Raw genomic sequence first — 22572 nt, 5'->3', positions numbered from 1 at the left:
CGGCCTCACTTGACCTTAGAAAAACTGCTTCGAAAGAGGTCCACGATTGTTTGCTCAAGCTCCTCGTGAAGCGCAGCGCGTGAGCGGCTCCCTTCGTCTGAGCACAATGGGTCAGCTTCGCCAATCGCCTTCATGAAGGCTTTGGCACCTTGTCTGCAGACAGGAAGAAAACTGAAATGGACTGCGTTCTCGATATTGGTGAGCGAGCCGTGGGAAATGCTTGAGGCCAATGTGTCAGATCTGACGGCAATCGGAACGGTTTCGTGCGCACCAAGATTGACAAAGTGAAGCGCCGACCGAACCTCTTCAAGACTTTCAAGGTCAAATGCGGTGGCCAGGGCGGGGTCTACGGCAACCACTGTTTGAAGCCTGGTATCAAGATTTGACTGCTCAAAACGCGCCTGGTCGACATTCCGCAAGTCATATGCTTCGACCTGAACCTCTGTCTGGTCGACATATGCCCTTCCCCCGGCGAACCAGCGGCAATCCGGCATGTCAGGATAGGTGTCGCAATAGCGGACATAATCGTCAAGCCGCGCTCTTGCGCCAGCCAGCTGCAGAACCGCGGCACCACCGAGGGAAAATCCGAGGGCGCCGATTTTGTCAGGATCAATGACGGACCGGAATTTCGGTTCGGCGAGCAGAGCGCTCAATACCGTGGAGAGATCGTCAGTACGCTCCCAAAGTTTTGGCGTATCCTCCGGCGTGGAATCACCACTGGTCGTTCCCGGATGATTGGGCCCGGCAACAACGAACCCTGCATCGGCAAGTGCGGTCGCGATCCAAGCCATTTTTTGGACTGTCGCGCCAGAGCCGTGGGACAGCAGGATTATCGGATGGTCGCCACCAGCAACCGGTGCATCGGCAAATGCCGGGGTTCCTTCGAAGATCCTGTCTTCGCCGACCGGTACGGCCTCTCCACCGGCAACTGCAGGGTACCAGACGAAAACGGCAAGGTCCTTGTTTCGCGCCTCGGAGTGAATTCGAATTTCCTTGAAACCAACACCCTCCGGAGTGGCTCCAGCCGCGCTCAATGTGGTCGTCAACGCCAGGGAAAAGACAAGTGAAAGAAGTCGCATGATCGGCCTCACAGTTCATTGGATCAATGGCTTCACACTTGCTAAGTAGGATCGCAAAATCGTCCTGTTTCGCGATTCAGTCATTCCGAAATCGTGAAAAAGGACCCACGCTACCGCTTCTTCGGTGATCCGCTGTGCTGTTCGTCCCCCTGCCTTTTGTGAATGCGCTGTTGCTTGCGCTTGTGTTTGTGATGCTTCGCCGAAGTAACGATCACGCAACAACGCGTGCATTCCTGTTGCTCATCGCCTTGTGCTGCCTGCAATCGATCGTTCTGGGACTGCGCTGGGGTTATCAGCTAGACGCGCTTCGTTTCGTACAGCCCATTCTGGCAGCAATACTGCCACCACTCACTTATGAGAGTTTTCGCAGTCTACGCGATCGACTGAAACCAGGTGCAATGCGTCTTGCATCTGTGCCCCTGGCAGCCTTCGTCGCAGTCTGCTTGCTGTTGTTTGCTCCCCAATTCATCGACAGCTTTCTGCTCTTTCTCGTTCTTGCTTACGCGCTTGCCTTGGCGATTTTGGCCCGGACCGGACCGGACGGTCTGGAACTGGCCAGACTTGACAGCGCCGCCCTTGCCAATCGGGCGGTCTGGTGGGCAGCAGCCTGCCTGTTGGCATCAGCGGGCTTTGACTTGCTCATCCTGTTGGATTTCGAGCGTTCCGGCGGTTCAAATGCCGCCATGCTGGTCAGCAACGCCAATATCATCGGTTTGCTCATTATCGGATTGGCTGCCCTTGCCGCGGGCAAAACGCAGACACTTCCAGATGAAGACGTTGAAAAGTCCACACCGGCACCCACAGATGCTGATGCGGAGATTGTTTCTCGTATCGACACAATGATGCGTGAGAAGCGCCTCTACCGCGATGAAAACCTGAACCTGTCCAGGCTTGCCCGATCGGCAGGCCTGCGCTCCCGTCAGGTTTCGCAGGCGATCAACAGGGTCCGTGGCAAGAACGTCTCGCGCTATGTCAACGACTTCCGCATCAACGAAGTCTGCCGGTTGCTGCGTCAGGACAACCTCACTGTGACGGAAGCAATGTTCAGATCCGGATTTTCAACCAAATCGAATTTCAATCGCGAATTCCTGCGCGCGACCGGCATGACCCCGGATGCCTGGCGCAAGTCGGCTAGTATGCTCGACGTAGGCCTTCAGTCCTGAACTGCATGACTTGGAAGAAACAAAAAAAGGCGCGCCCTGAAGCGCGCCAATTCGGTTGCCAAGATGCAGGTCCTCAGACCATGCCTGACTGAGCCTTGTCAAAGATCTCCAGAGCCCCGTCCTTGGTCAGCTCGACCGGGTTGCCTCCTGCCGTCGGATCGACAATCGCCATCTCTGCGATCAGATCGCGCTTGCTGGTATCGACGTTCAGCCCGGAAAGCGTGTGCGGTACGTCAAGGTCCGTCCGCAGTTTCAAGACGGCGTCCAGGACCCCTTGATAGCCACCTGCAATGCCGAGGAACCCGGCCAGACGCTCAAACTTCTGCTCGATCGCTGATTTGTTGAACTGCAAGACGTAGGGCATGAACACAGCGTTGGTCATGCCGTGATGCGTATCATAAAGTGCGCCAACAGGGTGGGACAGCGAGTGGATCGCACCAAGGCCTTTTTGAAAGGCAACAGCGCCCATTGCAGCCGCGCTCATCAAATGACCGCGGGCTTCAAGATCAGATCCGTCGGCGGCGACCTTCGGCAAGTTTTCAAAAACCAGCCGCATTCCTTCCAGCGCGATGCCCTCCGACATCGGGTGATACATCGGCGCCGAATAAGCCTCCAGACAATGCGCCAGCGCGTCCATGCCTGTGCCAATCGTGATGAAACGCGGCATGCCAACCGTCAGCTCCGGGTCGCAAATGACGATTTCCGGCAGCATCTTCGGGTGGAAAATGACTTTCTTCGTATGCGTCGCTTCATTGGTGACAACACCCGCACGGCCGACTTCGGAGCCGGTTCCCGCAGTTGTCGGCACGGCAATAATCGGTGCAACTCCGTCAGGATCCGCACGCTTCCACCAATCGCCGATGTCTTCAAAGTCCCAGATCGGACGAGACTGACCGGACATGAAGGCGATCAGCTTGCCGGCATCAAGCCCGGAGCCACCGCCAAACGCGATGACACCATCGTGGTTACCTGCCTTGAAAGCAGCAACCCCAGCAGAAATGTTGCTGTCGACCGGGTTTGGCTTGACGTCGGAAAAGACCGCTGCCTTGAGGCCTGCAGCTTCCAGGTCGGCAATCGCTTCTGCGACAATCGGCAAACCGGCAAGCCCGGGATCGGTCACCAGCAGCGGGTTGGTCATGCCGACGGCCTTGACCGACTTTGGCAACTCCTTGATGCGACCTGCGCCAAATCGTACGGAGGTCGGATAGGACCAGTTAACGGAAGGAAGTGAGCTCATGTTCGTCTCGTTGGTTTGAAACTCTGTGGCTTTGCTGAGCCCCTGATTCACAGGGACTGGATTTGATTTTGCGGGTGCCCGCACTCCGGCCATTAAGCGGATGGACCCTTGCCGCGCTGACGTTTGCGCAACCAAAATTCGCAAGCGACGAGGCGTCCAATCGTGCCGTTAATGCTCCACACGGAAGTGGAAGGATCTCGGCTGGGTCAGATTGTGAAAACCGATCTCCGAGAGCGCAGCGCCCTTCCCGGTTTCCTTGACACCGGTCCAGACAAGCGCCGGATCGAGATAGTCGCATCGGTTCATGAACACTGTCCCGGTTTCGATCCGGCTGCCGATATTGGCGGCCGCCTGGACGTCTTCAGTCCAGATTGAAGCCGTCAGGCCATAGGGACTGTCATTCATGAATTGAAGCGCTTCTTCGTCATCCTTCACCTTCATGATGCCGACGACAGGACCGAAACTTTCTTCCCGCATGACGGACATCTGGTGGTTTACGTCCGTCAGGACCTGCGGCGCGAGGTAGGGCGTGCCGTCTTTGTCTTCTGAAAACTTGGACACATCGATATGAGATCTTGCGCCCTTCCGAAGGGCTTCTTGTGTCTGTTCGCGTACCCAAGCGGCAAACCGCGCCTGGGCCATTGGACCCAGTGTCGTTGCCTCATCGAGAGGGTTGCCAAGCTTGTACTGGCTCGTCAGATCAACAAATCCATCGACAAACTTGTCGTAGAGGCTTTCGTGGACATAAACGCGTTCAATACCGCAGCAGCATTGTCCGGCATTGTAGAACGCACCGTCGACAAGGTTCTCAACTGCATAGGACAGATCAGCATCAGCCCGCACATAAGCGGGGTCCTTGCCGCCAAGCTCAAGACCGAGCGTCGCAAAAGTACCGGCCAGCGCCTTTTCAATTGCCCGTCCACCGGCGACCGACCCGGTGAAATTCACATGATCAATCTGTCCCGAGCCGAGCAGCTTCTCGGTTCCCTGGTGCGTAAGCACAATGTTCTGAAAGACGCCGTTGGGCAGGCCTGCGCTTTCAAAGGCCTTTGCAAGCCGCTCACCGACCAGCAGTGTTTGTGCGGCGTGCTTAAGGACAATCACATTGCCCGCCATCAAGGCCGGCATAATGGTGTTGATCGCTGTCATGAACGGATAGTTCCAGGGCGCGATCACCATGACGATCCCGAGAGGCACACGCTTCAGATAACGTTTGAAACCCGGCTTGTCGGTCCTCTCAATGTCAGCAAGGGCTTCTTCGGCAATCTTGGCGCAATATTCGGTCCGCTCGATTGTGCCACCTAATTCGCCGCCATACCGGATTGGACGTCCCATCTGCCAAGCAAGCTCGGGCACGACATCGTCATTCATGGCCTTCAGCGCTTCCAGTGCCTTCTGACAATAGGCAACTCGCTCGGCAATCGGCGTGGCCGCCCAACTGGACTGGGCCGACCGTGCCGCCGAAATGACCTTTTCAACGGCCGCTCCATCCAGTGCAGGCCGCTCCGCATAGACCGATCCGTCAACCGGCGAGATCAGCTTGATCACATCTGACATTTTGAACCTCTCATATCCGCATCTTTCCGTGCGGCTTTTTCGAAAGTGACTGGCTCTTTGTTTTGGTGTTTTCGACTTCGCAAACTCTGAAAGGTCCCCTGACGGAGACCGATATCGAAGGCTGCCAGGTCGTCACGCACGCTCGAATCCGCGGGCAATCTCGTAGTCCGTCACCGCTCGGTCGAACTCCTCGACTTCCCATTCGGCCGCCCTGGCATAGTGATCCACCACGGCGTCGGAAAAGGTCTCGCGCAGGAACTTCGATTTGCGCATGGTCTCGCGCGCCTCGCGAAGCGTGTGAGGGATTTCGCGCGCGCGTTTCGCCTCGTAGACATCGCCTGTGGTTGGTGGATCGAGCGGCAATTTTTCTTCAATTCCGCGCAGTCCGGCTGCCAGCTGGGCAGCCAGCGCCAGATAAGGATTAAGATCGGATCCACCGATACGGCACTCGACCCTGAGCGCTTTGGTGTGCTCTCCGCACAGGCGGAAACCGGCTGTGCGGTTGTCGACCGACCAGACGGTCTTTGTCGGCGCGAAGGTTCCCTTCTGGAAACGCTTGTAGCTGTTAATGTAGGGCGCCAGAAAATACGTATAGTCCGGCGCATATTTGATCAGACCAGCCAGATAGTGGCACATCGTTTCGGACATGCCATAGTCGCCCTTGTCGTCGCAAAAGACGTTGTTGCCCTTCTTGTCGAAAAGCGACTGATGGACGTGTGAGGACGACCCCACCTTGTCACTGCGCCACTTTGCCAGGAAGGAGGCTGAGCGTCCCTTGGCCCAGGCAATCTCCTTTACGGCGTGTTTGGCAATGGTGTGGTTCTCCGCCGTATCCATGGCCGGAGCGTATTTGATGTTCAGTTCTTCCTGCCCCGTCTCAGCTTCACCCTTGGTGTTCTCCACCGGAATGCCCGCACCATATAGACCGTTCCGCAGGGGCCGCATGACGTCCTCTTCCTTGGTCGTCTGCAGGATATGATAGTCTTCATTGTAGCCGGAGATCGGTTCCAGATCGCGAAAGCCGGATTTGCGCATATCGTCGAAGCTTTTCTCAAACAGGAAAAACTCCAGTTCCGTTGCAGCAATCGGCGTCAGTCCCTTTTCGGCAAATAGGCCGACGACCTTTTTCAGCATCGCACGCGGCGAATGCGGGACTTCCTCATGTGTATGGTGATCGAGCACGTCACACATCACCATGACCGTACCTTCAAGCCAGGGTGTCAGCCGCAAACTGGCCAGATCCGGCTTCATGACATAGTCGCCATAACCACCCGACCAACTCGTCGCAGCGTAACCTTCAACCGTGTACATTTCGATATCGGTCGCCAGCAGATAATTGCAGCAATGGGTCTCTTCAAAGGCGGTGTCGACAAAATGCTGCGCATGAAAACGCTTGCCCATCAGCCTGCCCTGCATATCGGTGATACACACAAGCACAGTATCGATCTCGCCGGATGAGACGCGAGTTTTGAGTGCTTCGAAGGTTAGGTTGCCAGGCATTATTATTTTCCGCTGGTTCGTGGACTTGGACTATCTGAAGTTCATTGAATGGACTTCGGAGAAAGTCTTCCCCGAAGCCCGCAGGAACTGATCTCACCCGAAATTGTAGGGAGGACCTGCCTGGTTGATAACGTCATTATATTCCTGGAAGATCGAAATGATCTTGGCTTGAAGTTCACCTTCTGCGGCGATCTCTTTCCAGAAATCCTTGGCAGCATCTTCGACTTGTGCCCATTCGGCAGCCGGAACGGTGCGCAGTTGTAGTTTGTCACCCTTCGCACGAAGACGCGCTTCACCGCCCCAATACCACTGGTTACGATAGGTATGACCGGCCTCGGTCGCAGCCAGAACAAGTTGCTGGAGATGTGCTGGCAGATCTGCCCAACGCTTCTGGTTGACGAACCATGAGCCGATCCAGGCACCGGAAATATTGTTTGTCAGGAAGTAGTCCGTGACGTCAGCCCAGCCGACCGTGTAGTCTTCCGTGATCCCGGACCATGCCATCCCGTCCAGTTCACCAGTTTGCACAGCAACTTCGGCATCTTCATAGGGTATTGACACAGGTACAACGCCGAATTTTGACAGGAAGCGACCAGCTGTCGGGAACGTGTAGAGCTTCAACCCCTCAAGATCTGAAACCGACTTGATTTCCTTCTTGGTGTTGAAGTTGCACGGATCCTGACCGGCGGCGGAAATCCAAGCCACACCGACCTTTTCGTATTCTGATCGCCAGATATCGGCGAGCCCGTACTGATTGAACAGAACTGGCACATCAAGAATATGCTTGGTCGCAAACGGGAAGTACCCGCCGAACTGGCGCAAGGGTGTCGGTGAGGCCATGGAGTCGTCATCGGAGTGGACGGCGTCAATTGTGCCGCGCTGCAATGCTTGAAACAGCTCGCCCGTCGGCACGATCTGATCGGCATAGAATAGCTCGATCTGCAACTCGCCGTTCGAGGCGTTGTTTACGTAGTCCACCATCGGCTTCGTCACTTGCTCGCCTAGCGCACCACCAGCATAGGTCTGCAAACGCCATTTGATGGGCTCCTGGGAAAGCACAGCAGGTGCGGCCAATGTCGTTGCGCCGGCGGCAGCAACGGTACCTAGTCCCGCATTCTTGAGAAAATTACGTCTATTGGTCATTTCAAGTTCCCCTACTTTCAGTTTACGGTCTGTGCGGTTCACCGTTTTCCGGTTCTGGGTTTTAACCGCTGCTCATAGTCCGTTTCCTCCAGACTTTATTGTTTTTGTCTCGCGTGTCGCCGCTACTTTCCGTAGATCAGATTGGGTAGCCAAAGTGCGATTTGCGGGAAAACCATTACGATCACGAGTGCCAGGATCATCACCAGAACAAAAGGCGTGATAGATCCGTAGATGTCACGCATCGTGATGCTCTTGGGCGCCATCGCCCGCATCAGGAAAAGATTGTAACCGAAGGGTGGCGTCATATAGGCGATCTGCGTCGTTATCGTATAAAGCACGCCATACCAGATCAGAATGTCACCGCGCGGCATGCCGAGGTCAAGCGACCCGACCAGAGGTACATAAAGCGGCGCAACAATCACGAGCATCGCAGTGTCGTCCAGGAATGTTCCCATGACCAGGAACGACAGTTGCATCAGAATCAGGATCATCCAGGGCGACAGGCCAAGCTGTTCCGTGAACAGGCTCTCAATGGCCTTGACGGCACCCAGACCATCAAACACCGCACCGAAGCCTAGGGCCGCCAGGATGATCCACATGAACATGCAGGAGATACCGAGGGTGTTCTTCAGGCAAAGAACCAGAATGGCCAATGTCATCCGGCGCTTGAGAACCGCCGCGATCAGGGCCGTGAGGGCGCCGACAGCCGATGCCTCGACCAGGCTGGTTTTCCCCATCACGAAAGGCACCATCATCATCGCAAAGATGATGAGCGGCAAAAGTCCTGCCAGCAGCAAACGGTATTTTTCGCCCCGGGAAACATCCCGTTCGTCTTCGGAGAGCGCCGGCCCGAGTTCAGGCTGTATACGGCATCTGATCGCAATATAGACAATGAACATTGCTGCCATCATCAGGCCCGGCACGGCGCCGGCGAGCCATAGCTGGCCAACCGGTGCCCGGGCGATCATCGCGTAAAGCACAAGCACGACAGAAGGAGGCACAAGGATCCCGAGTGAAGATCCGGCCTGAATCACGCCGGTCACCATCCGTTTGTCATACTTGCGTTTCAAGAGCTCCGGCAGCGCGATCGTCGCGCCAATTGCCATGCCCGCGACGGAAAGTCCGTTCATGGCCGAGATCAAAACCATCAGCAGAATCGTGCCGATGGCAAGCCCCCCGTTGATCGGCCCCATCCAGACATGGAACATCTTGTAAAGATCGTCTGCAATCTTGGTTTCCGACAGGACATAACCCATGAAAATGAACATCGGCAGCGTTAGCAGCGGATACCATTTCATCAGTTTCATTGCGGCCGAAAACGGGATGTCTCCACCACCGGTTCCCCAGAGCATTATCGCTGCAATGGACGCAATGCCGCCAATCGCGCCAAAAACCCGCTGACCGGTCAGCAGCATCAGCATCATCGACGAGAACATCAAAAGAGCGATCATCTCATATGACATCAGATCGTCTCTCCCTTGATACGGGCAATATCTTTCAGGAACTCGGCAAAAACCTGAAGGAGCATAAGAAAAAATCCGATGATCATGACCAGTTTGATTGGCCAGACATATGGTCGCCACGATGTTGGGCTGCGTTCGACAAATCCAAGAATTTCACTTGCAGCTTCCGGACCACCTGTCACGAATGCAACGATCAGGTCCCGATAAAAGACAAATGGTTCCTGCGTGAAGTGCCCCAGCGAATAAGCAAAGGAATTGAGCGCGCCGTAGAGAAGAACCCCGAGGTAAAAAAGTAGAAGCAACACGGTGAAGGCATCGAACCAGGCTTTTTTCTTCAAGCTCCAGTCCGCGTAGAAAAGATCCATGCGCACGTTCGATCCGAGTTGTATCGAATAGGGCCCTCCCAGAACGTAATAGGCGACCATAGCGAACTGCGCGACTTCCAGTGTCCACAATGAGGGACTGAAGAAAGTCTTTGAGACAGACGACCAGAGCAAGATGGCGGCCATCACGAAGATGCCCCACATGATGATTCTGCCAAGACCTCGATTGAACCCGTCGACAAACCGGACGTAAAGGCGGGCCGCCTTAAGCATCAGCACCTCCAGATAAGTCCGCTGTCCCCGTTTCAAGCGCGCCTGAAAGTACCGGGGCGAGCATCTCCGCCCAATGTCCTTCCTGCTCGCTTGTCTTCACCTCATCGTTTCTGATTTCAATCATCAGGCACGGCAATTGCCGGCTTTCACCGTGTCGACGAATGGTGTAGTAAACGCCATCGGACGGTGCATAGGGCTGGTTGTCGCCAACAGTCAGATCACCGCGGATCCTGAGCGCTTGAAGCACAGGATCAGCAAGGCTCCGGTCGCTTTCCGAAATCAAGCCGATTTCCCACGGCCTTGCTTTTCCTTTGTAGACCGGCGTGAAGGAATGGACGGATACAAGCGCGGTTGGAATGCCCCGATCGAGTCGCTGGTTCAGCACCTTGTCGATCGCCTTGTGAAAGGGGCGATGCACCAGATTGAGCCGGAAGGCCTTTTCATCCGCCGAGAGGTTACGATTGCCTGCAATCTGTGTGGTTTCACTCAGACAGGGGATCAGGTCCGCGCGGGTTTCCTCACGGTTGCAATCGATGACCAGCCTTGAGATGGTTGTGAAGACCAGCGGGGCATTCAGGCTTTTCGACAATTGCCTTGCAACGCCAAGTGCGCCGGGGTCCCACGCGATATGCTCTGCCTTTTCCGCCTCCGACAGACCAAGACTGGTGTCGTAAGGCGGCGGGAAATGATTGGAGGCGTGATCGCAGACAAAAACGAACGGTCCAATGCCTTCCGCGTTTTCAACCGCAACAGCCCGGGTTACCCCTCCTGCCTGACCATTTTTTTGGCCGCCGCTTTGAGGGCTTGCACCCATTCCCAACTCCCTGAAAGGCTCACCGAAAAATTGTAATGTTTATTACAGGATTGCCGACTTAACTAAGTTCTGTAATATTTGATACGCAGATTGGAGCCGCTGTCAAATGAAAATCGGCGTCAAATTTTGTGAACAGGTTACGCCCATGGAACGCCCGCTTCTGGAAGACATTCGCGACCGGCTAGACGAATTCACCGCAACGGAGAAAAAGGCGGCCCATGCTTTGCTGGCCAATTATCCGATGCAGGGCCTGGGCACGGTTGCGCAGTTTGCAGAAGCTGCCAGCGTCAGCTCTCCAACCATCTTGAGATTCATTGCCAGACTGGGGTTTCCCGGTTTTGCCGAGTTTCAAAAGAAACTCCGCAGCGAACTTGAGAGCCAGCTCAATTCACCACTGGCGCGCAGCACCAGCATGTCCGATGAAAAAGCTTCCGACCCGCATGTCGGACAGCTGTTGGACAACATACGCGAAACCTTTGATCACTTGCCGAAAGGCGAGCTGGAAGGACTGACCAATCTTCTCTCGGATGAACGCAAGACCATTCATCTCATCGGTGGCCGGTTCACTGATGGTCTTGCGCGTTACATGGCAGCCCATTTGCGCATTGTCCGTCCCAATGTCACCCATGTTGCAGGCCAGCAGGGAAACTGGCTGGATCAGCTTATCGGAATTGGCCCCAAAGACGTTGTCGTCGTCTTCGACATCCGCCGGTATCAGGCTGAAATTATTCAGTTTGCCGAAGCTGCCGCGAAACAGGGCGCAACCGTTGCACTGGTGACGGACAGCTGGATGTCACCGGTCGGCAGGATCGCGAGCTATGTGCTACCTGCCCGTGTTGCAGTCCCGTCTCCCTGGGATTCCTCACTGGCGCTGATGGCAATTGCGGAAGTTCTGATTGCAGGCGTGACACGACAGAACCAGACCCGTGCCCAGGCCCGGATGCGGTCGCTGGAAACTCTGCGCAACGAAATCGACCCCTCAACGGAAGACGGTCGCAGCGGACCGGACATCTGACGTCTCAGCGACGTGGGACCATATCTATTCCAGCCGATCAGGCCGGTCTTGCCTGGCGCAGGTCGCTTGGCACGCTTCCATAGACGGACTTGTAGTTGTCATAGAACTGACTGGCGGAAGAAAATCCGGCCTGGAATGCGGCTTCCGACACAGAAACGTCGGAAGACAAAAGAAGTTCTCGAGCCCTGATTAACCGCATGCGAACAATGAATTGCTTGAGCGTGATCCCGAGCGTCTTCTTGAACATGTTGGATGCGTAGTTGGCATTCAAACCGCTTATCGTCGCGATCTCCTGGGTCGATACCGGCAATGATGTGTTCTGGATGACGGCCTCGATCATGCGCACCACATGCTCGGTCGGTCCCGACTGCCTGCCATCATCCCTGACCGGCCGGAAGTTGTTGCGCAAGTCCTTGATGCTTTCTTCAATGGAAAGCCGTCGCATCAATGCATGGAGTTCCATTGTCAGGCATTCGAACCGACCGAGATCCTTTGATTGATAGTCCTGATGCCAACGGCCCGGAATGTCTCCGATTGCGAGATGTTCCGGCACAACCAGAACAGCACCGGACAGCAGTGCGCGCTGAATGCGACCAATTCCACGAAAAGACAAAAAGACATCAAGTGGAAAATACATGTTCGTAAGCTGGTAGTTGGAAGCCTGGACAGGGTTAAGATCGACAGTCTGATGCGGAATTCCAGCCCAGAAGAAACACATCTGACCCTCCGGAAGCACGACCTTGTCCGTTTCGAACCTGTATGTCATCTCGCCGCCTGTGAGCCAGTTGAACTCGACATGTCCATGCCAGTCCAGACCATGCCGAACCGGCACAAAACGGCGCATTGCAAACTGACCGAAGACAACAGGCTTACCGCCGACAAATGACGGACGGTCAGCATCTTCAGGTCCAAAAACAGAGCGAACGGGCAAATCGGGCATACCTGTAATTTCCGGACATTTTACTTTGATAACAGGATAGAATGTCCCGAACAGTCGTGCAATCTGATCTCACAACCAGGAGGTCTTTGCCCATGTCCAATCCAGCCAAGATTACCTTTATCGGTGCCGGATCAACCGTTTTTGCCAAGAACATCATCGGCGACTGTCTGCTGCGGCCAGCGCTTGCCCATGCTCATTTTGCCCTCATGGATATCGACCCTGAACGCCTTCGCGAATCCGAAATTGTGATATCCAAAATGATCTCCTCGCTAGGTGCCAAGGCAACGGTTTCCTGTCATCAGGACCAGCGGGAAGCGCTGGAAGGCTCTGATTTTGTCGTCGTTGCCTTCCAGATCGGAGGCTACGAACCTTGCACCGTCACAGACTTCGAGATTCCAAAATCATATGGCCTACGTCAGACGATTGGCGACACGCTCGGCATTGGTGGCATCATGCGCGGCTTGCGCACCGTTCCGCATCTCTGGGGCATTTGTGAAGACATGCGGGCCGTGTGCCCGGATGCGTTGATGCTGCAATACGTCAATCCAATGGCAATCAACACCTGGGCGATCAGCGAGAAATATCCTGACATTCGTCAGGTGGGTCTGTGTCACTCGGTTCCTCTGACAGCTGCCGAGCTGGCCGAGGATCTGGAAATTGACCCAAGCCGATTGCGCTACAAAGTTGGCGGCATCAATCATATGGCCTTCTATCTTCACCTTCATGAAGTGCTGGATGACGGTTCAACGCGGGACCTCTATCCCAAATTGAAAAAGCTTCACGCGAGCGGAGCAATTCCGAAAACGGACAACTTGTGGAATCCCCGGTGCCCCAACTATGTTCGCTATGAAGTCATGCAAAAGCTTGGGTATTTCGTGACCGAAAGCTCCGAGCACTTCGCAGAATACGTTCCCTGGTTCATCAAGAGTGGCCGCAAGGATCTGATTGATCGCTTCTCGATCCCATTGGATGAATATCCGAAACGTTGTGTTGAGCAGGTGGCCGATTGGAAAGAGCAGGCGAAGGCCTTCCTCGGACCAGATCCTATTGAGGTGAAGGCTTCGCCTGAATATGCGTCGGAAATCATCAATGCGATCGTGACCAACACACCAACAACGATCTATGGAAACGTGCCCAACCATGGTTTGATCGACGCCCTGCCGAAGGGGTGTGCCGTTGAGGTGCCTTGCCTGATCGACAGCAACGGTGTTCAGCCTACACGGGTCGAAGGTATCCCGCCGCAGCTGACGGCCCTGATGCGGACCAATGTTTCCGTTCAGGAACTGACTGTTCGGGCGCTTGTCGACGAAGTACCGGAACATGTCTATCACGCAGCGATGCTTGACCCGCACACTGCAGCCGAATTGGATCTCGATCAGATCTGCGGCCTTGTCGATGACCTGATCAGGGCTCATGGCCACTGGCTGCCCAGCTGGCTGGCGACAAACAGACAGGCTGCCTGATCGACATCGATTTAACCCAAGACGCCCTCGCGACCATCGAAAACGGATTTGACCAGCACGATCAGTTTGACCACCCTTGCGAAACACTTTGCAAGGGTGGTTCGCGCTTTGGCGCGGACTTGTTCAGTCTGACGCTGATCGGCTGATTGTTCGCGACTTGGCGAAACCTTGTTCAAGAGATTGAACACCGCAGCAACGACGTGCTGTCAGGCCGGCTCAATTGCAGGCCTTGTCGGCAGATGCGAGGATAAGACACCCTTCCAAAGGGCCGCGCATCGGTAAAGCCCCTTTTTCGGCAAACCTTCCGATCCTCTTTCCACACATTCATCTTCCGGGATGAAAAGTTGTTCGTTCAAGAAAAACAACATTCCTTCAAAGGTTGCTATTTCAAACTTACCGGCGGAAAACAGTGGCTTGGCGAAACATCTGAAGATGCTCAACAACTTCTTCCAGCCTATGTCACAAAACTGTTTTCACTTGGCTATAGTCGGAGCTTGGAAACTATCTCGGATCGCACAATGAAGAACAATGACTAGCCTGCCCAAGACCATCCGGGAAAATCTCCACTTTTTGTGCGCTGAAATCGATGGGCAGCTGATCCTTCTGGAAGCGTTCTTCCAGGATCCGACAGCCGCACTCGCTCGAAGGATCATGGACCGGGCGGGCTATGCCCACAATCTGAAGACACGGATCCTGGACGCATGCGTGCGCCAGATGGCGGGCGCGAAAAAAGACAACAGAAAACATCTGACACTGCGCAGCCTCGAATTTGTCGCCGTCGACCTGCAACGCCTTTCCAATCTGGCGCGCCAGTCACTGCGGCATGTGGAACGGATCGACACCTTCAATACACTGGTCCCGGAGCGGTACCCGGTAATCGTTGGACATGTCCGCAGCGGTGTCGCCAGGATCGAAAATGCCATTCATAGCAGCGACAGCAATCTGGCCATCGAAATTGGCCAGATGCAAAACAAGATCGAGGCCGACTACCGCAAGGTTTTCAAGGTCTACACACGGGAAATGCGCAATCCCAAAACTCAGCCGTCCGACATCGCCAACAGTCTGCTCGTCGCAAGCGAGTTTCAGCGTATGGGCGATTCCCTCAAATCCATCAGCGAAGCGCTGATCTCGTCAAATATCGGACAGGCGGTCAATTTTGAACGCTACTTCTCGCTGCAGAGCCTGATGTCCGACCTTGAGGAGCCAAACGGCGAACTGGCTATTGAGGCCATCGCAGAAACGCGGTCCGGCAGCTCCATCTCAGCAATTCGAAACACAAAAACCGAAACCGTGACTGCCGTCTTCAAGGATGGTGAAAAGAACAAGGTGAAAGAAGAGCGTCAGGGTGTTGAAAGCTGGCACTCTATCTATCCGGGCCTTGCTCCCAAGATCCTGTCCTATAAAAAGCGCAACCAGTCGGCTGCTCTTTTGATCGAACATCTGCCGGGCCTGACGCTCGAACATATTCTGCTGAACGAAAACGGAGATCTTTGCGACAAGGCACTCGCACGCCTGTCCAAAACACTTCGTGACATCTGGAAACAGACCAGAACCAAGGAACCCGCCGAGCTGGGCAGCATGCAACAATTGTCTGAACGGCTCGGAGAGGTGCGCCGGGTTCATCCGGAGTTTCAGGAAACTCACGTCCGGTTCTGCGGAGAAGCCTTACAGTCGCTCGACACTCTGGTCGGTCAGGCGGCAAAGCGCGAGGCGCAGGTGGCAGCCCCCTTTTCCGTCTACATTCATGGCGACTTCAACGTCGACAACATCATCTTCGACCCGGGAGAAAACAGGATCCATTTCATCGATCTGCACCGATCGCGTTACATGGACTATGTTCAGGATATCTCGGTGTTCATGGTTTCGAACTACCGTCTGCATGTTCTTGATCGCGAGACACGCAGCCGCATCATGAATGTCTCGCAAACCTTCTTTAAATCGGCACGGGCATTTGCCCGAAAACAGAATGACGACACTTTCGAATTCCGTCTCGCGCTCGGCCTGGCACGATCCTTTGCCACCTCCACCCGTTTCATCTTCGACAAGGTTCATGCCAGACGCATGTGGCTGCGTTCCCGTTACCTGATCGAAAAAGCCCTTGCCTGCCCCGTTGGCGAGGAGGCCAGGTTCCGTCTCCCATTGAAGGAGATTTTCGTTGACTGAGCTGAAGATTGGCGTGGTCGGCATTCCCGGCAAATGGTCCACCGAAATTCTGGCGGATGAGCTTGAAGCCCGAACCGGATTTCGCTGTGTCATCGACATGGCCGATGTTGTGCTTGACCTGAAGTCCCGATCGCTAAGCGCCGGAAATCACAATCTCTGTGGTTTTGACGGCCTGATCATCAAGAAAATCAGCCAGGAGTATAGCCCCACGACGCTGGATCGCCTGGATCTTCTGCGTATCGCCGAAGCTGCAGGTGTACGGGTATTTTCCAAAACCCGATCCATCTTCAGCCTCGTCAACCGGCTCAGCTGCACCCTTACGCTTTCCGATGCAGGCATACCAATGCCCGCAACGTGCATCACCGAAAGCATCGACGAGGCAGCTCTTGCCGTTCAACGGTTTGGCACTTCGGTTTTCAAGCCATTGTTTTCAACCAAAGCACGCGGAATGACGCTGATTGAAGCACAGTCAGACGGTGACCGCCTCCGGCAGGACATCGCTGCCTTCAAGGCAGAAAACCCGGTCATGTACCTGCAGAAGAAAGTCAATCTTTCCGGTCGGGACCTCGGCATGGTGTTCCTGGCAGGTGAATATCTCGGTACCTATGCACGCGTTGCCAAGGAAGGCAGCTGGAACACAACCATCCATGACGGCGGCCGCTACGAAGCATTTACACCTGAACCGTCGTTGATAGATCTCGCGCGCCGCGCACAGGCCCCGTTTGATCTGGATTTCACCACGGTCGACGTCGGGCTGACGGACGAAGGTCCTGTCGTCTTCGAGGTTTCCGCTTTTGGTGGTTTCAAGGGTGCGCTCGAAGGTGCGTCAATCGACGCAGCCAGTCTTTATGCATCATATGCAATTGAAAAGGCGCGTTCGTGAGAAAGCCTCACCTTCAGGAAATTGTCGACGCACTTGCACCTGACCGGGCAACCCGAAACGCTGACCCGGTCTGCTTGAGCGTCGGTGGATTTGTGATCGAAGTGCGGTGTGTCTCCATCACCTTGCTGGCAGAACTGCTAAGATATTTTCAGCATGTCATCGTCGCGCCTTGCGAACCCGACACCGTTGTTCATGTTCTTGGCAATGCACAGCTGCCCTTTGAGCCTGAATATGTCGACTGGGTACGGGAGGCGAGCAAGCGCGGGCGCAAGGATACCATTTATGACTTGCCTGACGGCCGGTTGATCCTCAAGGTTCGAACGGGAGTTCAGTTTCTGCAGTCCCCAGCCTGGTCCATTGCTTTCGGGCCTACAGAGCAAAATGCCAACCAGGTTATCAATTTCATCAACACGCAAATCCTGAACCGGTTTCAGCGCGAGGGCTGGCTCGCCTGTCATGCGGCGGCGGTCAAGACCAGTGACAAGGGTCTGGCCATTTCCGGTCTGTCCGGGGGCGGTAAATCAACCACCATGCTCCGCCTGATGGAGATCGCGGATACGCATTATGTCACCAACGATCGATTGCTCGTTCGCAAAAACGCAAACAAGACGGATGCACTCGGCATTCCCAAATTACCGCGCATCAATCCTGGAACCATCGTCACCAACGCCAGGCTCACCGGCCTCATCGACGAGGAACGGGAGGAAGAGCTTCGCAATCTGGAACCGGATGAGCTCTGGCATCTGGAAGAAAAATACGACCTCTTCATTGATGACATCTACGGGCCGGGCCGCATTTCGCACGAAACGCATCTGACGGATTTCTGGGTCCTGAACTGGTCACGCGACAGCACTGCACAGACCGACGTTTCCGCAGTGGACTTGAAATCACGACCGGATCTTTTATCCGCCATCACAAAAAACCCGGGGCCTTTTTATCAAAGATCGAACGGTGCCTTCTGGACTGACCGGTCGGCTCTGGAAGCGACCGCTTACCTTGAAGCACTTTCAGACATTCGTGTCTGGGAAGTCTCTGGCCTCATCGACTTCGACGCATTGTTTGATGCTGGAATGCAATTGTTGGGAACTCCATCATGAACGACAGGTTCATCATTCTCCTGCGCCATGGCGCTTACCGGCAAAAACCTGGAACGCCAAGCGCACTGCAACCTTTTGATCTGACCGAAACAGGAAAAGCGCAAGCCAAGGCAGCCGGCCTTGAGCTGGCAGAACTCGCCAGGGACGAAAACTGGCACCTTTCGCCGGAAATCTTCTGTTCGCGCCAATTGCGGTCCTGGCAAACAGCAACGCTGCTCGGCAGGACCATGTCGAAAACGACGGGCCAAACTTTTGAGGTAACGGAAACAGAAGCACTCGCCGAAAGGTCGGTCGGGGCACTGGCCAATCTCACCATTCCAGAAATTGAGCAAGTGCTGATGGAAGATCCCCGCCATGAAGCTCCGCCGGAAAACTGGAAATCGGACAGTCACTACAAATTGCCGGTTCAGGGAGCCGAGAGCCTGATGGAAGCCGGGGCACGGGTGGCCGACTTTCTGCAAAAACGTGTCGAAGCAAACCCCCACGTGAATGGCCCGATAGCCCAGATATGTGTCGGTCACGGAGCAGCGCTGCGCCACGCTGCTCATCATCTGGGAGTGCTTTCCTTTCCGAAAATCCGGCAAGTGAGCATGCATCACGCCAAGGCTGTGATCTTGAGATTTCACCCGGATGCCGGCTGGAGCCATCACACCGGCGCCTGGAAAGAACGCCGGGTTCTGGAACTCACAATGGACTGATTGGACCTCAAGAAAACTATGACGACCAACAAACCCGTTGCACAAATGCTACCGCCCATCGCTGCCAAGGATCTGACCGATCTGGGTGTTCCGAACAGCTGCGTTCCCTGGCCGCTTGTCCACACAGGAAGCGAGCCGCACGTTCACGCCAGGACCCCTGATCTGTTATCCAGTGTCGCAAAAGCCAATGCTCTCGGCCCCTGGGATTGGCCAGACAAACCAATAGTTTTTATCTCGGATCTGCACGCAGACGCCGAAAGCCTTCTCCGTTCACTTGTTGCAGTGGGAGCAATCGTTCGCTTTGGCAGTGGCCTGACCGACTTTGAGTTGACGTCTTTCGGCCGCAGCTGCCAGATCGTTGTTGGCGGGGACTGTATCGACAAAGGTCCGAGCAATCTCGATCTGCTTGATAGCCTTTCAGCGCTTATGAAGCTGGGTGCAGACATTGTTCTCCTGGCAGGAAACCATGACCTGCGTCTTTATCTCGGCCTTGAGTCGCTGACCGTCAAACGCGGTTCCCTGAATGCGCATATGTTTGTGCGTATGGGCAAGAAGGTCATGCCTTTGCTTCGGGAGGTCTTCGACAGATATGTTGATCCGGACACCGCATTGGACCGTCTGCCGGACGAAAAGGCCTGTCTTGAACTGATGGTGCCAGGCAAGAAGTGGGCAAAACAGTTTCCAAAAGCAGCTGCCGGCTTTCTGAATGACGCTGCAGTCAAAAAGGAAATGCGCCGGCTCAAGAAAAAAACATCCAGATTTTCCCAACATGCTGAAGAGCATGGCTTCACCATGCGACAGCTCTATGCTGCGGCGCTGGCGTGCAGAGAGCTCTTCATAAATCCCACAGGACAATACGCCTGGTTTTTTCAAAGCATGAAAGCTGTGCACCAAAGCGGGTCTTTGCTTTTTGTTCACGCCGGCGTCGATGACAGCATGGCCGCGCTGATTTCAGCAAAGGGTATTGCGCATGTGAACCGCCGCTTCAGGAAGGAGAGCCGGAAAGATCCCTTTGTTTTCTATTCTGGAACGATCGCCAATCTGATGCGCACCAAATACCGCGATGTCGATCATCCGCTGACAGCCAGGGGTGTTGAAGAACTGCATCTGGCAGGCATCAAGATGCTGGTTCAAGGCCACGTCAATCGACACAGCGGACAGGAACTGACTTCAAAAAACGGGCTGCTGCACCTGGAAGCAGACGTCACTCTTGATCGGCACTCCAGAAGCTCAGAGGGCCTTGAAGGCATTGGCACCGGCGCGACCATCATTCATCCAAATGGCAACATTCTGGGTATCAGTCGCGACTATCCGCATGCCAAACTGTTCAACCCGGACCACATTCTTCAACAACACGGACTGCTGCTATGATGGAACGTAAGGGCCGTTTCCGGCACCAGTCGCTTCAGGATAAGAAATCGATCCAGAAGATGCTCGATGCCATCAAACGCGGGATCGCCAAGGGAGAATTGGAGTTCGGGGACGAAACCGGCGATATCACACTGGAACCGAAGGGTCTCATGAACCTGCGTGTAACCGCGACGGTTGAAGATGACCAGTCGCGCCTCGACTTGCGCATCACTTGGACCAGCGACAGCATCGACCGAAAAGAAAGCGGCAAGCTCAAGGTCAAAGGAGGATAGAAGGCTTCAAGTCCCCCAGTTACGCGCTTTGACAAGGATCAGCTGTCAACTCGGTCCGGCACGACGCCGTTGGTACAGGTGCGTTCTGACAGCCAGTCCAAAAAGAACGCTTCGGCATCGTCAAGGTTTTTCAACGCCTTTTCCGAAAGCCCTTCTTTGACTTCGCCGAATTCGTGACCGGATATCCCGAGCACATAGGCCCGCGGTTTTGCCCCGTAGAGCGTCTCGCAAAGCGCAAGAACCGTCTGTGGCTTCAGACTGTGGCTGCCCAGAACTTCAGGAGCGCCTGCGGCAATTTCCTGGAAGGAAAATGGGTTTTCGCCTTCAATCTCCGCGTCGGCGAACACCACCACCTCATGGCCTGAAATCGTCAAGGCATGCTCGGCGACCAATTGATAGTCGGTGTCGATTTCCAACTCGGATAGTGCCCTGCCTGCCAGTCTTTGGGAGAACGCCGGGCCAAGTCCGTCGTCGCCACGCCCCGGGTTGCCATAGCCAATCAGGATCATCGCGCTATCCCGCTCCGGACGGTCGAAAAATGGATTGCCAACCGTATGTTGCTTGCCTCTGAGGGCTCATCTGGAAGAATGACCGCAAGTGTTTTTCATTTCTCATATGCATTGAGACCTACAGTCGACCAGACCGCCATCAGCATCGAACAGCTCCACCTGCAGCGGCATTTGACCGAGTGCATGCGTCGCGCATGACAGGCATGGATCATACGCCCGCACGGCAACCTCAACATGGTTCAGGAGACCTTCCGTGATCTGTTCCTTGCCCGATAGATGTTTGACGGCGACATCTTTTACCGCCCGGTTCATGCCTTCATTGTTGTGCGTGGTGGAAACGATCAGGTTGCAATAGGTCACCTGGTCGTGCTCATCGACCTTGTAGTGGTGAATGAGATTACCGCGCGGGGCTTCGATAACACCGATACCTTCTTCGCGCCTGTCCCCCTTGGCGATCAGGTCCGTGCCCTGCAGATCCGGATCGTGCAAAAGCTCACGGATCTTTTCGACACAGTGGAGGACCTCGATCATTCGGGCCCAGTGATTGGCGAGCGTGGAATTGTTTGGTGTTCCGCTCGTGACGGCTTTCAGTTCCTTGTGGGCAGCGTCCGCCAACGGCGTGTCGATGAAACTTGCCGTGTTCATACGGGCAAGCGGACCAACCCGGTACCAACCGACGTCAGGACCCAACTCCTTGATGAACGGAAACTTCATGTAAGACCAGGAGCGGACATCCTCGACAATCAGCTCGTGATATCTGGTGTAGGGCACCTGATCGAAGATCGTATCGCCGGTCGAACTCAAGGCCCGCAAAGTGCCATGATAAAGATCCAGGGCTCCGTCGCTCTCTCTCACAATCGACATGTAATTGGATGGGAAGGACCCGAACTCGGAAACAAGGTCCTCGTTTTCAAGTGTGTAGTCGCGCGCAAGCTTCACCGCGTCCTGACACCATTCAATCATCTCGTCGACATTCGACAAGAAATGGTCGCGTCTTTCGAGCGGCAGATTGCGATTGATCCCACCCGGAATGGCACCCGTTCCGTGCACCTTCTTGCCAGCCGTCGCCTCGATGATTTCCTGGCCGTATTTCCGCATCAGAACAGCGCGTTTGCCCAGTTCAGGCTGCTCTTTCAGAACTTCAAAAATATTGCGCTTTTCGGCAGGCGCTCCGAAGCCGAACAAAAGGTCGGGAGCTGCGAGATGAAAGAAATGAAGCACATGGCTCTGCATGACCTGCCCATAGTGCATCAGCCGGCGCATCTTCTCACCCGTCGGCGTCAATTGGTCGACCCCGGCGATCATGTCCATCGCTTTTGCTGCAGCCAGATGATGGCTGACCGGGCAAATACCGCACAGCCGCTGCACAATCACCGGCACTTCCCACATCAGACGGCCACGGATGAAACGCTCAAATCCGCGGAATTCGACAATGTGCAGCCGAGCTTCGTCGACCTCATTTTCCGCATTGAGGTGGATGGTGACCTTCCCGTGTCCTTCAACGCGGGTGACCGGCGAGATTTCAATCATTCTGGGTTCAGTCATCTCGAATTTCCAGCCAACTCTGGTGGGTTGCATCTGTGCGCCGGCGGACCGGCGACACTTCCAA

Annotated in this window: 20 protein-coding genes; 9 read left to right on the top strand and 11 right to left on the bottom strand. The window is 55.0% G+C overall.

Features of this window, described 5'->3' with window-relative positions; translation table 11 throughout:
* Positions 1–5: 5 nt before the first annotated feature.
* A complete protein-coding gene (locus tag FIV00_RS07225) occupies positions 6–1079 on the bottom strand; it encodes an alpha/beta fold hydrolase (RefSeq protein WP_152500116.1) in 1074 nt (357 codons plus the stop codon).
* 134 nt (positions 1080–1213) lie between these two features.
* Here FIV00_RS07225 and FIV00_RS07220 point away from each other — a divergent pair, with 134 nt between their 5' ends.
* Positions 1214–2242 carry an AraC family transcriptional regulator gene (locus FIV00_RS07220; protein ID WP_209006842.1) on the top strand — a complete coding sequence of 343 codons (1029 nt, stop codon included), beginning with the start codon at positions 1214–1216 and terminating at the stop codon, positions 2240–2242.
* Positions 2243–2315: 73 nt separating this feature from the next.
* On the opposite strand, the gene FIV00_RS07215 is transcribed toward FIV00_RS07220, so the two are convergent.
* From FIV00_RS07215 to FIV00_RS07185, 7 genes are all read right to left on the bottom strand, one after another.
* On the bottom strand, positions 2316–3479 hold the full coding sequence (locus tag FIV00_RS07215) for an iron-containing alcohol dehydrogenase (RefSeq protein ID WP_152500115.1): 1164 nt from the start codon (positions 3477–3479) through the stop codon (positions 2316–2318).
* 168 nt (positions 3480–3647) lie between these two features.
* Positions 3648–5036 (bottom strand): aldehyde dehydrogenase family protein, encoded by a 1389-nt coding sequence (locus FIV00_RS07210; protein ID WP_152500114.1) that lies wholly within the window; start codon positions 5034–5036, stop codon positions 3648–3650.
* A 132-nt stretch (positions 5037–5168) separates the two neighbouring features.
* On the bottom strand, positions 5169–6536 hold the full coding sequence (locus tag FIV00_RS07205) for a glutamine synthetase family protein (protein ID WP_152500113.1): 1368 nt from the start codon (positions 6534–6536) through the stop codon (positions 5169–5171).
* Positions 6537–6629: 93 nt separating this feature from the next.
* The gene (locus FIV00_RS07200; RefSeq protein ID WP_152500112.1) at positions 6630–7679 is read right to left on the bottom strand and encodes a TRAP transporter substrate-binding protein; all 1050 of its coding nucleotides are present in this window, start codon (positions 7677–7679) and stop codon (positions 6630–6632) included.
* 122 nt (positions 7680–7801) lie between these two features.
* Complete coding sequence (locus tag FIV00_RS07195; protein WP_152500111.1) at positions 7802–9142, bottom strand: TRAP transporter large permease subunit; 1341 nt, start codon at positions 9140–9142, stop codon at positions 7802–7804.
* Complete coding sequence (locus tag FIV00_RS07190; protein WP_152500110.1) at positions 9142–9738, bottom strand: TRAP transporter small permease subunit; 597 nt, start codon at positions 9736–9738, stop codon at positions 9142–9144. Before FIV00_RS07190 ends, FIV00_RS07195 begins: the two co-directional genes overlap by 1 nt.
* Positions 9731–10552, bottom strand: a complete 822-nt coding sequence (locus FIV00_RS07185) for an N-formylglutamate amidohydrolase (RefSeq protein WP_152500109.1) — start codon at positions 10550–10552, stop codon at positions 9731–9733. Before FIV00_RS07185 ends, FIV00_RS07190 begins: the two co-directional genes overlap by 8 nt.
* A gap of 145 nt (positions 10553–10697) precedes the next feature.
* Between FIV00_RS07185 and FIV00_RS07180 the strand changes: the two genes are divergently transcribed.
* On the top strand, positions 10698–11567 hold the full coding sequence (locus FIV00_RS07180; RefSeq protein WP_152504145.1) for a MurR/RpiR family transcriptional regulator: 870 nt from the start codon (positions 10698–10700) through the stop codon (positions 11565–11567).
* Between the two features lie 37 nt (positions 11568–11604).
* Here FIV00_RS07180 and FIV00_RS07175 read toward each other — a convergent pair whose 3' ends face one another.
* Positions 11605–12507 (bottom strand): helix-turn-helix domain-containing protein, encoded by a 903-nt coding sequence (locus tag FIV00_RS07175; protein ID WP_152500108.1) that lies wholly within the window; start codon positions 12505–12507, stop codon positions 11605–11607.
* A 92-nt stretch (positions 12508–12599) separates the two neighbouring features.
* On the opposite strand from FIV00_RS07175, the gene FIV00_RS07170 reads away from it, so the two are divergent.
* The 7 genes from FIV00_RS07170 (at position 12600) to FIV00_RS07140 (ending at position 20454) form a co-directional block, all read left to right on the top strand.
* Positions 12600–13970 (top strand): alpha-glucosidase/alpha-galactosidase, encoded by a 1371-nt coding sequence (locus FIV00_RS07170; RefSeq protein WP_152500107.1) that lies wholly within the window; start codon positions 12600–12602, stop codon positions 13968–13970.
* 528 nt (positions 13971–14498) lie between these two features.
* The gene (locus tag FIV00_RS07165) at positions 14499–16133 is read left to right on the top strand and encodes a phosphotransferase (protein WP_152500106.1); all 1635 of its coding nucleotides are present in this window, start codon (positions 14499–14501) and stop codon (positions 16131–16133) included.
* Entirely contained in the window at positions 16126–17016 is an 891-nt protein-coding gene (locus FIV00_RS07160; protein WP_152500105.1) for a GAK system ATP-grasp enzyme, read from the top strand. Before FIV00_RS07165 ends, FIV00_RS07160 begins: the two co-directional genes overlap by 8 nt.
* Complete coding sequence (locus tag FIV00_RS07155) at positions 17013–18113, top strand: HprK-related kinase B (protein WP_152500104.1); 1101 nt, start codon at positions 17013–17015, stop codon at positions 18111–18113. Before FIV00_RS07160 ends, FIV00_RS07155 begins: the two co-directional genes overlap by 4 nt.
* Positions 18110–18811 (top strand): histidine phosphatase family protein, encoded by a 702-nt coding sequence (locus FIV00_RS07150; protein ID WP_152500103.1) that lies wholly within the window; start codon positions 18110–18112, stop codon positions 18809–18811. The genes FIV00_RS07155 and FIV00_RS07150 overlap by 4 nt, the downstream gene beginning before the upstream one ends.
* An 18-nt stretch (positions 18812–18829) precedes the next feature.
* Positions 18830–20182: a metallophosphoesterase family protein gene (locus FIV00_RS07145; RefSeq protein WP_152500102.1), complete on the top strand. Its 1353-nt coding sequence runs from the start codon at positions 18830–18832 to the stop codon at positions 20180–20182.
* Entirely contained in the window at positions 20179–20454 is a 276-nt protein-coding gene (locus tag FIV00_RS07140) for an amphi-Trp domain-containing protein (protein WP_152500101.1), read from the top strand. The genes FIV00_RS07145 and FIV00_RS07140 overlap by 4 nt, the downstream gene beginning before the upstream one ends.
* 38 nt (positions 20455–20492) lie before the next feature.
* On the opposite strand, the gene FIV00_RS07135 is transcribed toward FIV00_RS07140, so the two are convergent.
* Positions 20493–20963: a hydrogenase maturation protease gene (locus FIV00_RS07135; RefSeq protein ID WP_152500100.1), complete on the bottom strand. Its 471-nt coding sequence runs from the start codon at positions 20961–20963 to the stop codon at positions 20493–20495.
* Between the two features lie 102 nt (positions 20964–21065).
* The gene (locus FIV00_RS07130; protein WP_152500099.1) at positions 21066–22508 is read right to left on the bottom strand and encodes a Ni/Fe hydrogenase subunit alpha; all 1443 of its coding nucleotides are present in this window, start codon (positions 22506–22508) and stop codon (positions 21066–21068) included.
* Positions 22509–22572 lie beyond the last annotated feature (64 nt).

The sequence above is a fragment of the Labrenzia sp. THAF82 genome (assembly GCF_009363435.1).
Classification (GTDB): domain Bacteria; phylum Pseudomonadota; class Alphaproteobacteria; order Rhizobiales; family Stappiaceae; genus Roseibium; species Roseibium porphyridii.
Note: the sequence above shows the minus strand (reverse complement) of the source record. Positions and strands in the feature narration are given on the sequence as shown.